Origin of the sequence: Mesorhizobium sp. M0208 (genome assembly GCF_040322015.1) — a bacterium.
Classification (GTDB): Bacteria; Pseudomonadota; Alphaproteobacteria; order Rhizobiales; family Rhizobiaceae; genus Mesorhizobium.
In genome coordinates this window covers 139,366-158,291 of record NZ_JAMYSP010000001.1, presented here as the reverse complement: position 1 = coordinate 158,291, position 18,926 = coordinate 139,366, and the positions used below count along the sequence as shown (strand labels likewise).

The 18,926-nt window shown below is 63.8% G+C and carries 18 protein-coding genes; 7 read left to right on the top strand and 11 right to left on the bottom strand.

Translation table 11 applies throughout. The features are described 5' to 3' along the window. The first annotated feature begins 15 nt into the window (after positions 1-15). Together pncA and NKJ17_RS00820 are read left to right on the top strand one after the other, a co-directional pair. Entirely contained in the window at positions 16-615 is a 600-nt protein-coding gene (gene pncA, locus NKJ17_RS00825) for a bifunctional nicotinamidase/pyrazinamidase (RefSeq protein WP_352506043.1), read from the top strand. A gap of 40 nt (positions 616-655) precedes the next feature. Further along, entirely contained in the window at positions 656-2,083 is a 1,428-nt protein-coding gene (locus NKJ17_RS00820) for a sodium:proton antiporter (protein WP_352686397.1), read from the top strand. Here NKJ17_RS00820 and NKJ17_RS00815 read toward each other — a convergent pair whose 3' ends face one another. The 8 genes from NKJ17_RS00815 to gcvA form a co-directional block, all read right to left on the bottom strand. Continuing rightward, complete coding sequence (locus NKJ17_RS00815; RefSeq protein WP_352686394.1) at positions 2,084-2,803, bottom strand: ABC transporter ATP-binding protein; 720 nt, start codon at positions 2,801-2,803, stop codon at positions 2,084-2,086. Next, the gene (locus NKJ17_RS00810; RefSeq protein WP_352506045.1) at positions 2,796-3,524 is read right to left on the bottom strand and encodes an ABC transporter ATP-binding protein; all 729 of its coding nucleotides are present in this window, start codon (positions 3,522-3,524) and stop codon (positions 2,796-2,798) included. Before NKJ17_RS00810 ends, NKJ17_RS00815 begins: the two co-directional genes overlap by 8 nt. Next, positions 3,521-4,483: a branched-chain amino acid ABC transporter permease gene (locus tag NKJ17_RS00805; RefSeq protein ID WP_352686391.1), complete on the bottom strand. Its 963-nt coding sequence runs from the start codon at positions 4,481-4,483 to the stop codon at positions 3,521-3,523. The genes NKJ17_RS00810 and NKJ17_RS00805 overlap by 4 nt, the downstream gene beginning before the upstream one ends. Beyond that, positions 4,480-5,361: a branched-chain amino acid ABC transporter permease gene (locus NKJ17_RS00800; RefSeq protein ID WP_352686389.1), complete on the bottom strand. Its 882-nt coding sequence runs from the start codon at positions 5,359-5,361 to the stop codon at positions 4,480-4,482. Before NKJ17_RS00800 ends, NKJ17_RS00805 begins: the two co-directional genes overlap by 4 nt. A gap of 107 nt (positions 5,362-5,468) precedes the next feature. After that, the gene (locus tag NKJ17_RS00795; RefSeq protein WP_352686386.1) at positions 5,469-6,773 is read right to left on the bottom strand and encodes an ABC transporter substrate-binding protein; all 1,305 of its coding nucleotides are present in this window, start codon (positions 6,771-6,773) and stop codon (positions 5,469-5,471) included. Between the two features lie 161 nt (positions 6,774-6,934). Continuing rightward, positions 6,935-8,392 (bottom strand): hypothetical protein, encoded by a 1,458-nt coding sequence (locus NKJ17_RS00790; RefSeq protein ID WP_352686383.1) that lies wholly within the window; start codon positions 8,390-8,392, stop codon positions 6,935-6,937. A gap of 22 nt (positions 8,393-8,414) precedes the next feature. Further along, complete coding sequence (gene pncB, locus NKJ17_RS00785) at positions 8,415-9,719, bottom strand: nicotinate phosphoribosyltransferase (protein ID WP_352686380.1); 1,305 nt, start codon at positions 9,717-9,719, stop codon at positions 8,415-8,417. 191 nt (positions 9,720-9,910) lie between these two features. Further along, the gene (gene gcvA / locus NKJ17_RS00780) at positions 9,911-10,885 is read right to left on the bottom strand and encodes a transcriptional regulator GcvA (RefSeq protein ID WP_352686377.1); all 975 of its coding nucleotides are present in this window, start codon (positions 10,883-10,885) and stop codon (positions 9,911-9,913) included. Positions 10,886-11,067: 182 nt separating this feature from the next. Between gcvA and speB the strand changes: the two genes are divergently transcribed. The 4 genes from speB to NKJ17_RS00760 all read left to right on the top strand — a co-directional run bounded on the left by speB (position 11,068) and on the right by NKJ17_RS00760 (position 14,395). Further along, complete coding sequence (speB, locus tag NKJ17_RS00775) at positions 11,068-12,129, top strand: agmatinase (protein ID WP_352477003.1); 1,062 nt, start codon at positions 11,068-11,070, stop codon at positions 12,127-12,129. 137 nt (positions 12,130-12,266) lie between these two features. After that, the gene (locus NKJ17_RS00770) at positions 12,267-13,076 is read left to right on the top strand and encodes a transporter substrate-binding domain-containing protein (RefSeq protein ID WP_352686374.1); all 810 of its coding nucleotides are present in this window, start codon (positions 12,267-12,269) and stop codon (positions 13,074-13,076) included. A gap of 6 nt (positions 13,077-13,082) precedes the next feature. After that, complete coding sequence (locus NKJ17_RS00765) at positions 13,083-13,751, top strand: amino acid ABC transporter permease (protein WP_254815843.1); 669 nt, start codon at positions 13,083-13,085, stop codon at positions 13,749-13,751. Beyond that, positions 13,748-14,395, top strand: coding sequence for an amino acid ABC transporter permease (locus tag NKJ17_RS00760; RefSeq protein ID WP_352686371.1), 648 nt, complete (start codon positions 13,748-13,750; stop codon positions 14,393-14,395). Before NKJ17_RS00765 ends, NKJ17_RS00760 begins: the two co-directional genes overlap by 4 nt. A 17-nt stretch (positions 14,396-14,412) precedes the next feature. Here NKJ17_RS00760 and NKJ17_RS00755 read toward each other — a convergent pair whose 3' ends face one another. Then, the gene (locus NKJ17_RS00755) at positions 14,413-15,816 is read right to left on the bottom strand and encodes an MATE family efflux transporter (protein ID WP_352686368.1); all 1,404 of its coding nucleotides are present in this window, start codon (positions 15,814-15,816) and stop codon (positions 14,413-14,415) included. A 232-nt stretch (positions 15,817-16,048) separates the two neighbouring features. Here NKJ17_RS00755 and NKJ17_RS00750 point away from each other — a divergent pair, with 232 nt between their 5' ends. Beyond that, positions 16,049-16,630, top strand: a complete 582-nt coding sequence (locus NKJ17_RS00750; RefSeq protein WP_352686648.1) for a histidine phosphatase family protein — start codon at positions 16,049-16,051, stop codon at positions 16,628-16,630. Positions 16,631-16,649: 19 nt separating this feature from the next. Here the strand turns inward: NKJ17_RS00750 and NKJ17_RS00745 are convergent, their stop codons facing one another. Further along, a complete protein-coding gene (locus NKJ17_RS00745) occupies positions 16,650-18,236 on the bottom strand; it encodes an FGGY-family carbohydrate kinase (RefSeq protein WP_352686365.1) in 1,587 nt (528 codons plus the stop codon). Further along, entirely contained in the window at positions 18,233-18,916 is a 684-nt protein-coding gene (locus tag NKJ17_RS00740; RefSeq protein WP_254815839.1) for an HAD family hydrolase, read from the bottom strand. The genes NKJ17_RS00745 and NKJ17_RS00740 overlap by 4 nt, the downstream gene beginning before the upstream one ends. Between the last annotated feature and the right edge of the window lie 10 nt (positions 18,917-18,926).

Genomic DNA, 18,926 nt, shown 5'->3' with positions numbered 1-18,926 from the left:
AAATAAGGAGGCTCCATGGCCGACGAAGCGCTTGTCATTATCGACCTGCAGAACGATTTCTGCCCGGGTGGCGCCCTGGAAGTGGCCGGTGGCGACGAAATCGTGCCGTTGGTCAATGATCTTATCCGGCGGACCGAGCACGTCCTGCTGACGCAGGACTGGCACCCTGCCGGCCATTCGAGCTTTGCCTCCAGCCACCCCGGCAAGAGACCGTTCGAAACGATCGACATGCCTTATGGCGAGCAGACGCTGTGGCCTGATCACTGCATCCAGGGCAGCTTGGGTTCGGACTTCCATTCCGGCTTGGCCTGGAGCAAGGCCGAGCTGGTCATCCGCAAGGGGTTCCGTCCTGCGATCGACAGCTATTCGGCATTCTTCGAGAACGACCGGACGACGCCGACCGGCCTTGCCGGCTATCTCCGGGAGCGGAATATCGATACGCTGACCCTGGTCGGCCTGGCGACGGATTTCTGCGTCGCCTTTTCGGCGCTCGACGCGGTCAAGCTCGGCTTTGCGACGTCGGTTCGGCTCGACGCCTGCCGCGGCATCGATCTCAACGGCTCCATGGAGACGATGCTGGGCCGGATGCGCGATGCCGGCGTGGCACTGATTTGAACGTCATCCAGCCGAACCTGACAGACTTTTGAGGGGCTTCATGCGGTTTGCGGCGTTGACGGCAAGTGCTGCATTTATTGCCGCGATCCTTTCTCCGGGAGCGGTTCTCGCGGCCGAAGCGCACGAATTGCCGGGCGCCGCCATGTCGCTGTGGTGGGTGTTGCCGTTTGCCGGGCTGTTGCTTTGCATTGCGACCGGCCCGCTGCTGTTCCATCATGCCTGGGAGCACCATTACGGCAAGATCGCTGCCTTCTGGGCAGCATTGGTGATCGGGCCGCTGGCAATCGCCTTCGGCATCCCGTCGGCCACGCAGGCGGTGCTGCATGCGCTGCTCACCGAATACATGTCGTTCATCATCCTGCTGTTTGCGCTGTTCACCATTTCGGGCGGCATCTTCGTTGCCGGCAACATACACGGCACGCCGCTGGTCAATGCCGGGCTGTTGCTGGGCGGGGCGGTGCTTGCCTCGATCATCGGCACAACCGGCGCCTCGATGATTCTGATCCGGCCGCTCATCCGCGCCAACGATAACCGGCGCTTCAACGCCCATGTCGTCATCTTCTTCATCTTCCTGGTGTCCAACATCGGCGGCTCGCTGACGCCGCTCGGCGATCCGCCGCTGTTCGTCGGCTTTCTGCGCGGCGTCGATTTCTTCTGGACGACAGTTCACCTGTTGCCCGAGACGCTGTTCGTCGCCGGCGTGGTGCTGGTGGTTTTCCTGGCGAGCGACATCATCATGCATCATCGGGAGGAAGGCGCGCCGAAGATCAAGGATCCGACGCCCGACAGCAAGGTGCGCATTCGCGGCCTGGCCAACATCCCGCTGCTGGCCGGCGTAATCGCCGCGATCCTGATTTCCGCTGCCTGGAAGCCGGGAGTGAGTTTCTCGTTTCAGGGCGTCAGCCTCGAGCTGCAGAACCTGGTGCGCGACGCCGTCATCCTGATACTGGCCTTCACGTCGCTTGTCGTCTCGCCGAAGGAGTTTCGCGGCGCAAACGCCTTCAGCTGGGGGCCGATCGCCGAGGTGGCGAAGCTGTTCGCCAGCATCTTCATCTGCATCGTTCCGGTCGTCGCCATATTGCGGGCCGGCCTCGACGGCGCGCTGGCGCCGTTGGTGCTGCTGGTCAGTTCGCCGACCGGCGCGCCCGACAATCTCGCGTATTTCTGGCTGACCGGAGCGCTGTCGTCCTTCCTCGACAATGCGCCGACCTATCTGGTGTTCTTCGAACTGGCCGGCGGCGATGCGCAGCATCTGATGACCGAGCTCGCCTCGACGCTGGCGGCGATCTCGGCAGGCGCGGTGTTCATGGGCGCAAACACCTATGTCGGCAACGCGCCGAATTTCATGGTCTACGCCATTGCCAGGCATCGCGGCATCAAGATGCCGAGCTTCTTTGGCTATATGGCGTGGTCGGGCGCCGTGCTGATCCCGACTTTCCTGCTCGCCGGCTTGCTGTTTTTTGCCTGATCAGCCGACGCCGACATAGCGACGGACCGCCGAGGGATCGGCACGCAGTTCCTCGACATCGACCGTCTCGCGGTTGCGGCCGTTCTCGATGAAGCAAACGCGGTCTGCGACCGAGAGCACGGCGTCGACGCGCTGTTCGACAAGAATTGTCGACACGCCGAGCGCTCGCAGTTTCGACACGGTTTCACGGATCCTGGCGATCATCGACGGCATCAGCCCTTCGGTCGGTTCATCGAGCAGGAGCACCTGCGGTTCCAGACACAGGGCGCGGGCCATGGCCAGCATCTGCTGCTCGCCGCCGGACAGCGTGCCGGAACGCTGCCTGAGGCGCTGGCGCAGCAACGGGAAAAGATCGAGCACGTTCTCGCGCGTCGCCTTGCCCTTGTTGCGGGCCATCAGGCCGATCTCGATGTTTTCCGCCACGGTCATCTCGGCGAACAGCCGCCGGCCCTGCGGCACGTAGGCGACGCCAGCCTTGGGCACCTCATGTGCCGGCAGACCGGTCAATTCCCGGCCTTCGAGCCGGATCGAGCCGGCGCTTGCCGGCACCAGGCCCATGATCGCCTTCAGCGTCGTCGTCTTGCCGGCGCCGTTGCGGCCGAACAGGCAGAGCACCTCGCCCTCGTTCAACACAAGATCCAAGCCATAGAGCACCTGGACTTCGCTATAGAAGCAATCGAGCCCGGATATGGTCAACGCCTTGGACTGGGCCTCAGCCATGGGTGGTCCCCAGATAGGCGTCCTGCACCGCGGCATTGGCGCGGATCTGCTCGGGCGTGCCTTCAGCCAAGATCCTGCCGGCATTGAAGACGGTGATGCGGTCGGCGAGTTGCATGACCACCGGCATGTTGTGCTCGATCAAAAGCACGGTGGCACTGTCGGCGATCTCGCGCACCAGCTCGATGAAATTGTCGATCTCGCTATCGGCCAGCCCTTGCGTCGGTTCGTCGAGGATCAGCAGCCGCGGCTTCAGTGCCAGTCCCATTGCCACTTCCAGCAGCCGCTGGTGACCGTAGGACAATTGCCCGGCCGGCATTTGCGCCCGGTCGGCAAGGCCGGTGCGCTCGAGAGCCGCCATGACGCCGGTGTGAACCGCGCCCTTCGAGCGGCCGTCGGTCAGCGTGCGCTGCACCGGCAGGGCAACATTGTCGTAGGCGCTGAGATTGGCAAAGACGCTGGTGATCTGGAACGTGTAGGCGATGCCAAGGCGAACTCGGGCGTAGGCAGGCAGGCTGGTGATGTCGGCGCCGTCGAAGACGATCATGCCCGACGAGGGCTGGATGCGGCCGCTGACCAGGCTGACGAAGGTGGTCTTGCCGGCACCGTTGGGGCCGATGATGGCGCGGATCTCGCCCGGCATCAGCGCGAAGTCGACGCCGTCGACGGCGCGCAAGCCGCCGAAACTGCGCGACAGGCCTTTGGTGGTAAGCAGCGGCATCATGGCAACCACCCGAGCCAGCGCTGGCGGATGCTGCCGAGAATGCCTCTCGGGAAGAACAGCACCAGCAGGATGAGCGCTATGCCGACGATCAGCAGATAGGCCGAGGTGTAGCCGCTGGCGACGTCGATGACATAATACATGAACAGTGTGCCGATCAGCGGACCGAGCGTGGTGGCGGCACCGCCCAGCAGCACCCAGAGCAGCGGCAGGATGGAATACTGCACCGAGGCGAAGCTCGAGCCGACATAGCCGAACAGCAGCGCATAGGCAGCGCCGGAAGCCGCACAGATGCTGCCGGAGATGACGACGGCGGCAAGCTTGCTGGAGAACGTGTCGTAGCCAAGCATCTTGGTCCGCTCCTCGTTCTCGCGGATGGCGACCAGCACACGGCCATAGCCGGAGCGGACTATCGCCAGGCTTATGAGCAGCACGATCGAGAACAGTGCCAGCGCACTTATATAGCGCACGGTCGCGTTGGTGAGGTCGAATGACGTGCTGCCCAGGACAAGGACCCGCATCGGCTGCGGCACCACCAAGCCCTGGTCGCCGCCGGTCCAGGCGGCGAAATAAAGAATGAGGAGATAAAATACCTGAGCGAACATCATGGTGACGATCATGAAGGCGACGCCGGAGGTGCGCAGCGCCAGCAGCCCGATCACCAGCGCAAGCAGCGCGCCGCAGGCAAGCCCGGCTGCGAAGGCGGCCGGCACGCTCCAGCCGAGATGGATGACGGCAAGGCCGGCGCCATAGAGCCCGGCTGAAAAGAACATGGCATGGCCGAGGCTTAGCAGCCCGACATAGCCGAACAGCAGATTGTAGCCCATGGCGAAGACCGCCAGCACCATGATGCGGGCGAGCAGGCCGTGATAATATTCCGGCAGGACAAAACTAAGCCCGAAAAGCAGGGCGATGACGCCGAGATGCAGCGCATATGGCTTTGCCGGCGAAGCATCCTTCATCGCGATGCTGTCCCGAACAGGCCCTGCGGCCGGAACACCAGCACCATGGCGACAAGCAAGGTGGCTATGATCTTGGCCAGCGTCGGCGAGAAGAACACCGAGATAATGCCGTCGGACAGGCCGATAAGCACCGCGGCGAGCACCGTGCCGCGCAACGAGCCGAGGCCGCCGATGATGACGACGATGAACGAGAGCAGCAGCGGGTCCTGCCCCATCAGATAATGCGCCTGGCTGATGGGCACGATCAGCACCGCGGCCACAGCCGCTAGCATGGCGCCGAGCGCGAAAACGCCGGCATAGACTCTGGTCACCGGGATGCCGAAGGCCTGCGCCGTCTCGCTGTCATATTGCGTAGCGCGCATGACGAGGCCGATTTTCGTGCGCGTCAGCACCAGCCAGGTCGCGACCAGCAGCAGCGCCGACGCGGCGATGATCGACAGCTTGTAGCCGGAATAGCCGAACCACGGCAGGAGGATGCGGTAGCTGAACGGCGGCTCCACCGGCCGCGCCTCCGGGCCGTAGAAGGTCAGCGCCAATTGCTGGATGATGTAGAGCATGCCGATGGTGGCGACGATGGTGGCTTCCGGATTGTAGTTGAGCCGGCGCAGCACCAGCCGTTCGGCGACCAGCGCGATCAGGCCGACGATCAGCGGCGCCAGCACCAGGGCGGCCAGGAAGCCGAGCGCCGGATGGCCGGATATCGCCGTAGAGATTGCCCAGGCAAGCACCGCGCCGAGCATGAAAAACTCGCCATGCGCGACATTGACGACGCGCATGACGCCGAACACCAGCGACAACCCAAGCGCCGTCAGCGCCAGCACGGCGGAGGTGACGAGGCCTTCGAGAGCGGCGAGGAGAAGGTGGGGTCCGAAGTGCATCGGCTAAGCACCGGCGGATGCGCGAAGCACCCCCCTCTGGCCTGCCTGCCTGGCCGGCAGGCCAGAGGGGGGTGTCTTGGCGCTCACGCTTGCTGCGGCAGCCAAGCTCACAGCGCCTGCGTCGTGTAATCCCCTTCCGGCTCGTAGAGGCCGTCCTCGATCTTGGTCTTGTGGACGACATTCAGCCGGCCGCCTTCGACCTTGGAGATGTTCTGGATGCCAAAACACTGGTGGATCTTGCCGTTGAAGGTTTTCGGCCCCTGCGGATGCTCGGGCCCTTCGGCGAACTCGGTCAATGCCTCGGTCGCCTCGACCAGCTTGGCGCGGTCTTCCGGGCCCTTGTAGCCGGCGTCTTCCATCGCCTTCTTGACGACATAGAGCGTTTCCCAGCAGCCGAACATATGCGCGGCGGTGGAGACGTCCTTGGGGTCGCCGACGGCGGCACCATTGTCGTCGATGCCGACGGCGGCGCGGTAGGCCTTCTGCGCGGGGGAATCATCAGGCTGCGCGTAGCGCGGCGAACCTTCCCAGAAATGGCTGCCGTCAAGGAATTCGAGGCCGGGGCTGTTGATGTCGGTAGCTTCGAGCGAATCGATGAAGCCGAACAGCTGCGGCCGGTTGGAGCCGTAGAATTCGCCGAGCTCCTTGACGAAGGTGAGCACCGCCGGGCCGACCATGACGTGGTAGATCACCTCGGTCTCCGCGGGGATCTGCGGGAAATATTTGGTGAAGGAGGATTCCGTCGGGGGGATGGCGATCTGGGCGATAACCTCGCCGCCTTGCGCCTTCAAGGCCGGCGGCAGGTAGTCGCGATGGTCGTAGCCGAAGGCGAAATCGGGAAATATCTGCGTCACCTTCTTGCCGGCATTGGCGGCAATCCACGGCGCCATCGACTGGATCTGGCTCTTCACATCGGTGATGCCGGGCTGGAAAACGTAGCGGTTCAACTTGGTCGACGCGACGTGGTGGCCTTCGCTAACGACGAAATAGGGCATCTTGGCCTCGCCGGCGGCCGGCGCCGAGCCGATGACGACATGCGAAAACAGCGTGCCGTAGACGATGTCGGTCTTGTGCTGGGAGGCGAACTTGCCGACGACTTCGGCGCCCCGGCCGGGATCGGTGCCGTCATCTTCGATGGTCACCTCGACCGGCCGGCCGTTGATGCCGCCAGCATCGTTGATAGCCTTGACGGCAGCGGCCGTGGTCTTCTCGTACCAGCGGCCATAGGCGGCGCCGATGCCGGTGCGGTGCGACTGAAAGCCGATCTTGATCGGCGCCGAGCTCTGCGCCTGGCTGTAACGCACGAAACCCGGCGCGACGGCAAGACCGGCGCCGGCGGCAAGGCCCTTCAGCGCCGTGCGGCGGGTGAGAGCGGATCTGGAGAGATCGAAAAACCCATTCTTGTCAGTCACGGCAGTTCCCCTTGTTTTGAGCTTTGACCAATGGCTGTCGCAGGCAGGCCACTCTTGTTAAGAGGGCCGAAAATTGCATGTGTACAAACTAAATCACCAAAGCTCTGACGTGGCAAGCGAGCTTTCCCCAAGGTTCGATTGACGGCCATCGCGCACCTCGTTCATCCGGCGCTCGGCGTCGCAAGCAGCCATAGGCCGAGGACGGTATAGGCAATCATCAGCACGGTGAGCGGGAACTGGCTGAGCGCGGCGCGAGCCGGACCGGGATGCAGCCGCCAGGCCAAGCCATGAGCGACAAGCACTGCAAGCATGTGGCCGGCAATGATGACGCCGGCCTGGAGGTTCCACAGCCACCACGCCGAGCCGGCGCCGGCGACAACGCCGGCTTCAATTGACATGTCGGCGGTACCGAACAGGTTCCAGCCCAGCGCAAGCGGGTCGGAAAGAGCGGCAATCGCATATTGGCCGTCGACCAGCAGCGCCGTCAGATAATGCGCGAAGTGGTAGGCGAGCGCGATCGGTACGATCGACCAGACCAAAAGCCCGGCGGCGTGACCGAGCGAATGCTTGCTGCCGGCAAGGTGCTGGCCAAGAAAGAGGGCGAGCGCGAACACCGCCGCAAGCACGGCAAAGCTCAGCGCAAGGCCGAAACTGCCTATGCCGATCAAAGCGGTGCGTCCAGGAAACTCCAGCGGATTGATCCCGAACCAGCCTAGCCAGAAGAAGGTTTTCGACAGGCCGTCGAAGGAGACAGACGACAGCGCAAGCAGCAGGAAAGCGACGCCGCTGAGCGGTAGCGACGCGGCACCGAGCAGCTTGGCACCCGGCCAGCAGAGTTTGAGCCGGCCGTCCTCGTTGTGCTCGACGATGGCGAAGTGCGCTACCATGGCAAAGAACACCGTCAGGAACTCGCCGCGCTGGCTCCAGTCGCGGTATCCGAAGACCTGCATGGCGGCAAAGCTCAGCAGCCAATAGGCGCCGGCCGCCCAAGCCAGCCGCGCCGGATCATCGGGCGCAGGGTCGATCAGCTCGAACCAGGCGAAGGCGAAGAACAGCACGAAAGCCGGCCAATAGCCGAGCCACTGGGGGAGCAACTGCGGCTGCAATCTGCCGAACAGGTGCGAGAGGATACGGCACGGCCCGTACCAGGGGTTGAGCCACGACCAGAGATCGCCGGCGAACCCCTGCAACAGAGCCAGGCCAACCCAGAGCAATGTCCATACAGTCAGCGGCAGCGGATTGGAGAGCGGATCGCGGCTGCCGAACAGGCCGGCGGCAATCAGAATTGCAAAGCCGGCAAAGGATACCAGGCTGACGGCAGTTCGCGCGCCGTCGCCGAAGGCGAAAAGCGGCAAGCGTTTGCGCCAGAAGCGGTCGAGGGAGTCCGGCGGGAGTAGGGCGAGGATCAGGAAGCTGGCGGCAACCGCGAGCGCGCCACCGACGACGTAGTAGCCGGTGGGGAGGAGCAGGACGTGGCCACGGTCGGAGGCGTGGGCGAAGGCACGGGTGGGCGAGAATGCAAAGGCAACAACGACGAGAGCTAAACTGTAACGACGGCGCTCTACGGCGCCCCCCTCTGTCCTGCCGGACAGGACAGAGGGGGGCGCGAAGGAACTCATACTACGCAAGAGTTCCCCTACCTCACACTTTCACCAGTTGCTCCACGCGATCCTTCTGGCCGAATATCCGCAAATAGCGCTCGATCTCTTTCTCGTCGCCGGTCGACTTGGCCGGATTGTCGGAAAGCTTGACCGCCGGCCTGCCGTTGGCTTCGGTGACCTTGCAGACCAGCGAGATGGCGTCTAGCCGGTTGGTCTCGGTCGGCGCGCAGCCCTCGAAATCATTGGTCAGGTTGGTACCCCAGCCGAAGGACATGCGCACCTTGCCGCGGAAGTGGCGGTAGGTCTCCTCGATGGTCTCGACCTCTAGCCCATCCGAGAAGATGAGCAGCTTCTGCTTGGGGTCCTTGCCCTTTTCGCGCCACCAGGAAATGATCTTCTCGCCGCCTTCGATCGGCGGTGCGCTGTCGGGGCGGAAGCCGGTCCAGTCGGCGACCCAGTCCGGTGCATCGCGCAGGAACGCCGCGGTGCCGAAGGTGTCCGGCAGTACGATAAGCAAGTTACCGCCGTAGTAGCGCTGCCAGTCCTGCAGCACGTTGTAGGGCGACTGTTTCAATTCCTTTTCCGAATTGGTGAGCGCGGCGAACACCATCGGCAGTTCATGCGCGTTGGTGCCGAGCGCCTCGAGATCGTTGTCCATGGCGAGCAGCACATTGGAGGTGCCGGTGAAGGCCTCGCCGATGCCCTCCTTCAACGCTTCGACGCACCAGCGCTGCCACAGGAAAGAATGGCGGCGGCGGGTGCCGAAATCCGAGATGCGGATGCCGGGCAGCGCCTTCAGCCGCTCGGTCTTGGCCCACATCTTGGCCTTGGCGCGGGCATAGAGCACGTCGAGCGCGAACGGCCCGAACGCCCGCATGGCCGCGCGCGATCGAAGTTCATTGATAATTGCCAGCGCCGGGATCTCCCACAGCGTCGTGTACATCCACGGGCCGCTGAAGGCGAGTTCGTATTGGCCGTCGCGCTTGGAAAGCTCGTATTCGGGCAGCCGGAAATTTTCCAGCCAGGCGAGGAATTCCGGTTCGAAGATCTGCTTGCGGCCATAGAAGGTGTTGCCGCCGAGCCAGATCATCTCTTTCTTCGAGAAGCGCAAGGTGCGGGCATGGTCGAGCTGCTCGCGCAGCTCCGTCTCATCGATCTCCTCGGCAAGGCGGACCGAGGTGGTTCGGTTGATCAGCGTGAAGGTGGCGTCGACCTTGGGATACATGCCCCAGATCATCTGCAGCATCAGAAGCTTGTAGAAATCGGTGTCGAGCAAGCTACGGATTATCGGGTCGAGCTTCCAGGTGTGGTTGTAGACGCGCCGCGCTATATCGGTCTTTGCCATCGCTCAATGCGCCTTCGCTGCTCGCTCTAGCTTTTGTCTATCGCAATCCGGACGGAAAACCGCTGCGCACTTTTCCTGGAATTGCTCCAAATGCCTCTTAGCATCGAATTTTTGAACGCGCCTCCCGCTTTGCGGGCTGGCCCGACAAAAAGAAGCCCCTGCGGCAAGCGGCGCCTGCGGCAGTTTCGGCCTCAGGATGCAGTCTTGGAGCCGACCACCTTGAGCGCTGGACGCTTGCGGCGAATGCCGATGCGACCTGCCACCGGCGCGTCGGCGCGGCGGTCGGCCTGCTCTTTCTCGGCAAACAGCCAGTCGATGAACAATTGCACGATCGGCGCCGACCGCATCTCGTTGCGGCAGACGACGTAGAAATCGTCGACCGCCGGCACGGAAAGGCTGAACGGGGCGACAAGCAGACCCCTGGCGAGCAGTCCGCTTGCCGTCACCGTATCGCCGAGCGCCACGCCATGGCCGTGAACCGCGGCCTCGGTCGCCATGCGCGCATCGCCGAGATGATGGCGGCGGCCGCGCTCGAGGTCCTGTGCGTCCGCGGCGGCCAGCCAGGTGTGCCATTCGCGGCCGTCATCGCCATGCAGGAAGACGTGATCGGCGAGGTCGCGGACGGTGCGGATCGGGCGGTTGTTGATCAGCGTCGGACTGACCACCGGGAACAGTTCGAGACCCGACCATTTGCGCATCCAGCAGTCGGTCCAGCTGCCGTCGCCATAGTGCACGCAGACATCGATATGCGGGGCGCGGACGTCCTTGGCGTCATTGGATGGGATCAGCGTCAGCCTGATATCCGGATATTGCGAGGTGAAGCTGCCCAGCCGCGGGATCATCCATAGCAACAGCAGAGCCGGCACGCACGATACCGACAGCGCGCCGGTGCTGGCCGGCCGTGTCATGCGCTGCGTGGCGGCCGCAATGCCGTCGAAGGCGGTCGACACCGCCGGCAGCAACTCGGCGCCGTGCGGCGTCAGCTTCACCCGCTGGCCGGCACGCTCGAACAGCTTGACGCCCAATGATTGCTCGAGCGCCTTGATCTGATGACTGATGGCGCCGTGGGTGACGTTCAGCTCGGCCGCCGCCTTGCTCAGTGAGGCATGGCGCGCCGTCGCCTCGAAGGCGCGCAGCGGGTTGAGCGGTGGCAAACGCTTGGCCATTTGGAACCTGAACTCTGTGAGATTTTCTCACAGCGAACACCCTAACAATATCAATTGATTTTTCAATGCAGCTACAGGACACTTTGCCCAGGCATTGCATCAAGACGTGAAATCTGCAGGCAGCCAACGCTGCGGCTATCGAGGCCGCCGTCCGCGCACCGCACCAGCCATGGAGGACCGACATGGGTTACGACCGCGGCAAGCTCGAAGCGTTGCGCCGCAAATATGGCGAGAGCCATGGCGGCGAAATGTTCGACCCGAAATTCCAGCGTGTCGCCGACAAGATCTTCTCCAAGACCGGCACGCGGCTGGCGCCCTATTCCGGCATCCCGACCTTCCTCGCGGCGCCCTATCGTGAAATCGCCGCCGACAATCCGGATTTCGGCGATCTGCAGGTGGCGATGATCGGCGTGCCGATGGATCTTGGCGTCACCAACCGGCCGGGCGCCCGTTTCGGGCCACGGGCGTTGCGCGCCATCGAGCGCATCGGCCCCTACAATCATGTGCTGGAATGCGCGCCGACGCATGAGCTGAAGGTCGCCGACATCGGCGACGTGCCGTTCCAGAGCCGCTACCGGCTGGAGACCAGCCATGACGACATCGAACGCCGCACCAACCAGATCGTCGACGCAGGGGTTCTTCCGCTTTCAGTCGGCGGCGACCATTCGATCAGCCACCCGATCCTGAAGGCTGTCGGCAAGAAGGCGCCGGTGGGCATGATCCATATCGACGCCCACTGCGATACCAGCGGCCTGTTCGACATGACCAAGTTCCACCATGGCGGGCCGTTCCGCAACGCGGTGCTGGACGGCGTGCTCGACCCGAGCCGCACCATCCAGATCGGCATTCGCGGCTCGGCCGAATATCTGTGGGAGTTCACCTATGAGTCCGGCATGACCGTGGTGCATGCCGAAGAGGTGACCGGCCTCGGCATTCCCGCCATTATCGAGAAGGCGCGCAGGATAGTCGGCGACGGCCCGACTTATGTCTCCTTCGACATCGACAGCATCGATCCGGCCTTCGCACCGGGCACCGGCACGCCGGAGGTCGGTGGGCTGACGACGCGGGAAGTGCTCGAGCTGCTGCGCGGCCTGAAGGGCCTCAACATCGTCGGCGGCGACGTCGTCGAGGTGGCGCCGCAATATGACGCGACCACCAACACGGCGCATGCCGGCGCGCAGGTGCTGTTCGAGATCCTCAGCCTGATGGTGTTCAGCCCGGCGATTGCCGGCAGGGCAGGCTGACGCAGCTCGACCATGATCCCGAAAAGTGGGAACCGGTTTTCGGAGAAGATCATGGTCCACTAGAGAATCCAAAGGCGACCGCCGCGCTGGAGCCGGCGGTTGCATTCAACAAACAAGCTTCCAGCAGGGGAATGACAATGACACTTCACATGAAACTCAAATCATCCATCGCCGCCGTGCTGATGCTCGGCGCGACCGGTCTTGCTTTCACCACCCAGGCCGTCAATGCCGACGCCATCGACGACATCGCCAAGGCCGGTGCGATCAATGTCGGCATCTTTTCCGACTTCCCGCCCTTCTCCTCGGCCAGCGCCGACATGAGCATCAAGGGCTACGACATCGACGTGGCGCAATCCATCGCCGACCAGCTCAAGGTCAAGCTCAACCTGGTCAGCGTGACCGGCCAGAACCGCATTCCGTATCTTACCGACAAGCGCGTCGACCTGCTGATGAGCGTCGGCTACTCCAAGGAGCGTGAGCAGGTGATCGATTTCGCCGCCGCCTACGCACCCTACTACATCGCCGTCATCGGCCCGGCAGCACTCTCGGTCAAAGGCAAGGAAGACCTTGCCGACAAGTCGATCGCCGTCAATCGCGGCACGCTGGAGGACACCTCGCTGACCGAGGCGGCACCCGCCTCGGCCGACATCCGCCGTTTCGACAACTATAATTCCGTCATCCAGGCGTTCATCTCGGGCCAGACCCAACTGATGGTGGTCGGCAACGATGTCGGCGCCCAGGTGCTGGCTCGCCAGGAGGAACTGAAGCCGGAGCAGAAATTCCAGCTTCTCACCTCGCCCTCGCATATCGGCCTCAACAAGAAGGAAGACCGCCTCAAACAAGCGGTCAATGATGCGGTCGCCAAGATGCTGGCCGACGGCAAACTGGACGAAAGCTCGAAGGCCTGGCTGAAGACACCGCTCGATCCCGCAAATCTCAAGGATTGACGGCCAGTGACCTATAGCCTCGACTTCGGCTGGCTTGCCGGGGCGACAGGGGCGATCGCGCGCGGCGCGGCCACGACGATCCTGCTGATCGCTGTGACCACGCTGGCGGGAACGTTGCTCAGCATCCTCGGCGCGGCAGGGCGGCGGAACGGTCCGCTGCTGCTCAAGCGGGCGATCGGCTGGTATGTCGAGGTGATCCGCAACACGCCGTTCCTGGTGCAGCTGTTCTTCATCTTCTTCGGGCTGCCCAGCATCGGCGTCAGGCTCGATCCGGTGCTGGCAGCCATGTTGGCGATGACGCTCAACATGGCCGCCTACACGATCGAGATCGTTGGCGCCGGGCTCGACGCGGTGCCGCCCGGGCAGACGGAAGCGGCACTGGCGCTTGGGCTCAGGCCGCGCCAGGTCTTCATCAAGATCGTGCTGCCGCAGGCACTCAAGGTGATCTATCCGGCGCTGACCAGCCAGATCGTCATCATGATGCTGGAATCCGCCGTGGTGTCGCAGATCGCGGTGCGCGAGCTGACCTATGAAGCCGACATGCTGCAGGCGCGCACGTTCCGGGCTTTCGAGACCTATTTCGTGGTGACGATGGTCTATCTCGCCTTGTCGATTGGGCTGCGCCGGCTGCTGGTCGGCGGCGGCCGCCGGCTTCTTGGAGCCGGCGTGTCATGATCGAATTCACCTTCTGGGACATTCTGCGCAATCTGCTGCTGGCGGCGCGCTGGACGGTGCTCTTGTCGTTGGCTGCGTTTATGGGCGGCGCCGTGGTCGGCATGATCGTGCTGTTCTTCCGGATCGCCAAAAATAAATGGGCGCGGCGGCTTGCCTCCGGCTACATCGCGCTTTTCCAGGGCACACCGCTGCTGATGCAGCTCTTCCTGATGTTCTTCGGCTTGCCGATGCTTGGCTTGCGCATCGAGCCGTGGACCGCGGCGGTGCTTGGCCTGACCTTCTTCGCCAGCGCCTATCTCGCCGAGATCTGGCGCGGCGGCGTCGATGCGCTGCCGCGCGGCCAGTGGGACGCCGGCGCCAGCCTCGGCCTGCACTACCTGCAGGAGCTCAGGCTGATCATCCTGCCGCAGGCGTTTTCGATCACCCGCGCGCCGACCGTCGGCTTCCTGGTGCAGCTGATCAAGTCGACTGCGCTGACCTCGATCATCGGTTTCGAGGAGTTGGTGAGGACATCCAACGCGATCAACAATGCGACCTTCGAACCGTTCAAAGTCTATGGGCTGGTAGCGCTGATCTTCTTCGTCATGTGCTTCCCGCTGACGCAATACGCACGTTCGCTCGAGCAGCGGGCGGCCGCCCGCTGAGCCGGGCGACCAGCAATTCAACGCCCGAATACCAGCGGCGGCGCGATTCTGTCCCGCCGCAGCCAGCGCCCCAGCAGGAGTGCAGCAACCACCGCCAGTCCCGACGACAGGCCGATCCAGATGCCGACGCCATGGAAGCCGAAACGGAAGGCGAGCAGCACGCCGAGCGGCAGGCCGATGCCCCAATAGCCGATCGCGGCGTAAATCATCGGCACCTTGGTGTCGTGCAGCCCGCGCAGCATGCCGCTGGCTACCGCCTGCGCGCCGTCAAAAACCTGGAACAGCGCGGCAAAAGCGAGGAACGACACGGCAAGCGCCACCACTTCGGCATTAGCCGGATTGCCCACATCGATGAAGGCGCCGATCAAGAGATGCGGCCACAAGATCATCACCAGCCCCATCAGCGCCATGAAGGAGACACCGACGACATAGGCGGTCCAGCCAGCCCGGCTGACACCTTCCGGATTGCCGGCGCCGTGGGCAAGCCCGACGCGCACCGTCACCGCCTGGTTGAGGCCGAGCGGAACCATGAACGTGACCGAGGCGATCTGGATGGCGATCGCATGCGCGGCAAGCGAAGCCGCGTCGATCAGGCCCATGAGAAAGGCCGCCGCGTTGAAGATCGTCACCTCGAACGCCAGCAGGCCGGCGATCGGCAGGCCGAGCCGCAGCAGGCCCTTGAAGCGCGGCCAATCGGCGCGCCAGAAGCGTCCGAACAGGCGATAGCGCCGGAATTTCTTCTCAAGCATCACCACCGTCGCCATGCCGGCGAACATCAGCGTGCTGGACAGAGTGGTGGCAAGGCCGGAGCCGGCGATGCCCATCGAAGGGATGCCGAGATTGCCGAACATGAACAGCCAGTTGAAGAAGGCATTGCAGGCGACGGCAACGAAAACGATGATCAGTGCCCAGCCCGGCCGCTCCAGCGCCGAAATGAACGAGCGCAGGACGATATAGCCGAAAAAGGGCAGCACCGCCCATTCGAGCCAGCGCAGATAGATACCCGCCTGATGCGCCAGCGCAGGCTCCTGACCCATGGCCAGCAGCACGCTCTCGCCGTGCCAGAGAAGGACCCATATCGGAAGGCAGATGAGGATCGCCAGCCACAGACCCTGGCGCACGGTGCGGCGCAGGTCGCGCACCGAGTGGCGGCGACGGCCGAGCTCGGTCGCCATCATCGGCGAGGTCGCCAGCATCAGGCCAAGTCCAAAGATCAGCGGCATGAAGTAGAGGTTGGCGCCAAGCGCGCCGCTGGCCAGCGTGTCCGGCCCCAGCCGCCCCATCATCATGACGTCGGTAGCGGTCATCGCGGTCTGGCCGAGATTGGTCAGCACCATCGGCCAGGCGAGCGCCAGCATCGCCCTGATTTCCCGACGCCAAAGGTTTTCCGGCGCGCGAGCGTCGGCTTCGATCGCAGACATTCCAGTTTTCCGCCTATCCGATTGCGGCACGTCGGCAAGAGCCGGAAGCCGCGTCTCAGCGCGGAAACGGCCACGATCGGCCGGATTCCGCATTACGACGGGTTTGTCTATGAAATAGGCACCGGTGGCAAGGGGCTGACTTGCGGAAGGGTTAAGCCAGTCGGTTCAGTGCAGGCTGTTGGAGCGGCTATGGAAGCCGCTATGGTCACGGTGGATTCATTTGAAAGGCACCCTGATGAGCGCGTTTCCCGAAATCTATCTGGTTCGGCATGGCGAGACGGAGTGGAGTGCGTCCGGAAAGCATACCGGCCGGACCGACATACCGCTGACGCCGGCCGGCGAAGATGCTGCGAGGCGGGTCACTGAGCGGCTAAAGGGCCTGTCCTTCTCGGCGGTGTGGTCGAGCCCGTCGCAGCGCGCCTTCAACACCTGTGCGCTGGCCGGCTTCGGCTCTTCGGGCGTAAAAAAGGACGATCTGGCAGAGTGGGATTATGGTGCCTATGAGGGATTGACCACCAAGCAAATCCTTGCCGAACGTCCAGGCTGGCGTCTCTTTCGCGACGGTTGCCCGAGGGGCGAATCAGCCGCGGACGTCGGCTCGAGGGCGGACCGCATCGTCAGCCAGCTGCGCCAGGCCAACGGCAACATCCTGGTGTTTTCAAGCTCGCATTTCCTGCGAGTGCTGGCTGCGCGCTGGCTCGGCCTGCCGCCGCAAGAGGGCGCGCTGTTCGTGCTGGATACCGCCAGCATAAGCGTGCTCGGTTATGAGCATGATCTCGACGAGCCGGTTGTTCGGCGCTGGAACCAGCGATAGCGCGTGAAAGCCGTTCGACCTATATGATCGCGTCCAGCGACCGCCTTTGCCTGTGCATTTCGAGGAACACGCGGTAGTCGCGGTCGAACCGGCCGGCGGCAGCCGGATTGGGCTCTCGCGTCCTGCCGCCTTGCTGCATGGCAACGCAGGCGGCATTCAAATCGGGAAAAAGCCTGGCCGCGGTGGCGGCAATCATGCCGGTGCCGAGCAGCACCGCCTCGTCCGCCAGCGGCTCGACCACCGTGCAGCCGGTGGCGTCGGCATAGAGTTCCATCAACAGCGGGTTCTTAGTGTGGCCGCCGGTGACGTGCAGCGTGTCGATCAGATAGCCGTTCTCGTTCAGTGCTTCCAGCACATGGCGGACGCCAAGCGCGATGCTGACGGCGGTGCGCCAGTAAAGCTTGCACAGGCTGTCGAAGGAGGAATCCAGTGTCAGTCCGCTAATGACGCCGACGGCATGCGGGTCGGCAAGCGGCGAGCGGTTGCCATGGAAATCCGGCAATACATGCAGCCTTGCGGCGAGGTTGCCACCCTCGGCGGCGCGCAGCTCGGCGACGCGGCGGGCGATCCTGGCATGCATTACGGCATCCGGCTCGCCGCCGGCGCCATGCCAGCGGATGATGTGATCGAGCAGCGCTCCTGTGGCCGACTGGCCGCCTTCCGACAGCCAAAGACCGGGAAGGGCTGCGCCATAATATGGCCCCCAGACACCGGCGAAAGGCTGCGGATCTGGCGACATCGCCATGACGCAACTCGACGTACCGGCAATCAGGGCCAGATGGCGGCCGATGTTCGTCGCGTCACCTGCGAAACCGCCGAGCACGCCGAGCGCGCCGGCATAGGCATCGATGACGCCGGCGCCGACCCGGCATTTTTCGGTGAGGCCAAGCTCCGCCGCGGCTTGCGCGCTGAGCGGACCGATATCTGCGCCGACCGGGCTCGCCTTCTCTGGCAAATTGCCGTGCTCGAAAAGGTCGCCGAGCCCGACCGCTTCGAAGAAGTCGCGCCGCCAGCCGGTCGCTTCATGGGCCAGATAGGTCCATTTGGCGGTCAGCGTGCATTGCGAACGGGCGAGCGAGCCGGTCGCCTTCCAGGTGAGGAAGTCGGTAAGGTCGAACAGGTAGCCGGCTTCGTTCCATGTTCCGGGCAGGTTGCGCTTCAGCCACATCAGCTTCGGCGTTTCCATTTCCGGCGACATGACGCCGCCGATATAGTCGAGCACGGCGTGGCCGCTTTCGGTGCATTCATCGGCCTCGGCAATTGCGCGATGGTCGAGCCAGACGATGGTGTCCCAGCGCCTTTCGCCAGTAACGGATACGCTGAGCTGGCCGCCATGCCGGTCCCGCACCACCAGCGAGCAGGTGGCGTCAAAAGAGATGCCGACGATATCCTCAGCCTTCACGTGCGCCTTTTCGCGGGCAGCACGCACGGCACTGCACACCGCCGACCAGATATCCTGCGAATCGTGCTCGGCGTGATCGGCCTTCGGCTGTTGCATGGCGATCGGGTGCTCGGCGCGGCCGAGCAAGGCGCCACCGGTGTCGAGAATGCCGGCACGGGCGCTTCCGGTGCCGACATCGACCGCGCAAACGAAACTATTGGTCAAGGTGTTCTTGCTCTCGCTCCCAGGCCTGCAATCAGATCGGGCAATTGCAGCATGTCAGCGAATATAAAGTCCGGCTCACTCGACGCAAGCCGCGCTTTCAAGGCCGGGTTGCCGGTGTGCGAGCCGCCGGTGAAGGCAAGGACGCGCATGCCGGCCGCCCGCGCCGCTTCGATGCCGGCCGGGCTGTCCTCGACGACGAGGCAGTTTCGCGGGGCCGCTCTCATTTTATCTGCTGCATGGAGAAAGAGATCGGGCGCCGGTTTGCCCCGCGCCACCATGGCAGCGCTGAACAGATGCGGCTCGAGCAGCCCAAGCAGCCCCGTAACCTCGAGCGCATAGCGGATGCGCTCCAGCGTGCCGGAGGAGGCGACGCAGCACGGCACGCCGAGCTTCGGCAGGACCTGTGCGATGCCTGGCATCGGTTTCAGCTCCTGGCGGAACTTGCGCATCAGTTCGGAGCGCATCTCGGTCAGATGCTGGTCGGTGAGATCGAGCCCGAAGTCGCTTGCGAGGATTTCGCGGACGCTCTTCATGCTCTTGCCGAGGAAGTGCTCGTAGGCAATGTCCTCGCTGACGTTGCCGCCGGCAAGCGCGATCATCTCCAGCAATGCCGAGACGGACAGCATCTCACTGTCCACCAGCACGCCGTCACAGTCGAAAATGACCAGTTCAGGCGTCATCGCGCTGGAT

What these genes read in the sequence shown, in the direction of transcription:
- pncA (WP_352506043.1), top strand. Translation starts at nt 16, where the DNA reads ATGGCCGACGAAGCGCTTGTCATTATCGACCTGCAGAACGATTTCTGC.
- NKJ17_RS00820 (WP_352686397.1), top strand. Translation starts at nt 656, where the DNA reads ATGCGGTTTGCGGCGTTGACGGCAAGTGCTGCATTTATTGCCGCGATC.
- NKJ17_RS00815 (WP_352686394.1), bottom strand. Translation starts at nt 2,803, where the DNA reads ATGGCTGAGGCCCAGTCCAAGGCGTTGACCATATCCGGGCTCGATTGC.
- NKJ17_RS00810 (WP_352506045.1), bottom strand. Translation starts at nt 3,524, where the DNA reads ATGATGCCGCTGCTTACCACCAAAGGCCTGTCGCGCAGTTTCGGCGGC.
- NKJ17_RS00805 (WP_352686391.1), bottom strand. Translation starts at nt 4,483, where the DNA reads ATGAAGGATGCTTCGCCGGCAAAGCCATATGCGCTGCATCTCGGCGTC.
- NKJ17_RS00800 (WP_352686389.1), bottom strand. Translation starts at nt 5,361, where the DNA reads ATGCACTTCGGACCCCACCTTCTCCTCGCCGCTCTCGAAGGCCTCGTC.
- NKJ17_RS00790 (WP_352686383.1), bottom strand. Translation starts at nt 8,392, where the DNA reads ATGAGTTCCTTCGCGCCCCCCTCTGTCCTGTCCGGCAGGACAGAGGGG.
- pncB (WP_352686380.1), bottom strand. Translation starts at nt 9,719, where the DNA reads ATGGCAAAGACCGATATAGCGCGGCGCGTCTACAACCACACCTGGAAG.
- gcvA (WP_352686377.1), bottom strand. Translation starts at nt 10,885, where the DNA reads ATGGCCAAGCGTTTGCCACCGCTCAACCCGCTGCGCGCCTTCGAGGCG.
- speB (WP_352477003.1), top strand. Translation starts at nt 11,068, where the DNA reads ATGGGTTACGACCGCGGCAAGCTCGAAGCGTTGCGCCGCAAATATGGC.
- NKJ17_RS00770 (WP_352686374.1), top strand. Translation starts at nt 12,267, where the DNA reads ATGACACTTCACATGAAACTCAAATCATCCATCGCCGCCGTGCTGATG.
- NKJ17_RS00760 (WP_352686371.1), top strand. Translation starts at nt 13,748, where the DNA reads ATGATCGAATTCACCTTCTGGGACATTCTGCGCAATCTGCTGCTGGCG.
- NKJ17_RS00755 (WP_352686368.1), bottom strand. Translation starts at nt 15,816, where the DNA reads ATGTCTGCGATCGAAGCCGACGCTCGCGCGCCGGAAAACCTTTGGCGT.
- NKJ17_RS00740 (WP_254815839.1), bottom strand. Translation starts at nt 18,916, where the DNA reads ATGACGCCTGAACTGGTCATTTTCGACTGTGACGGCGTGCTGGTGGAC.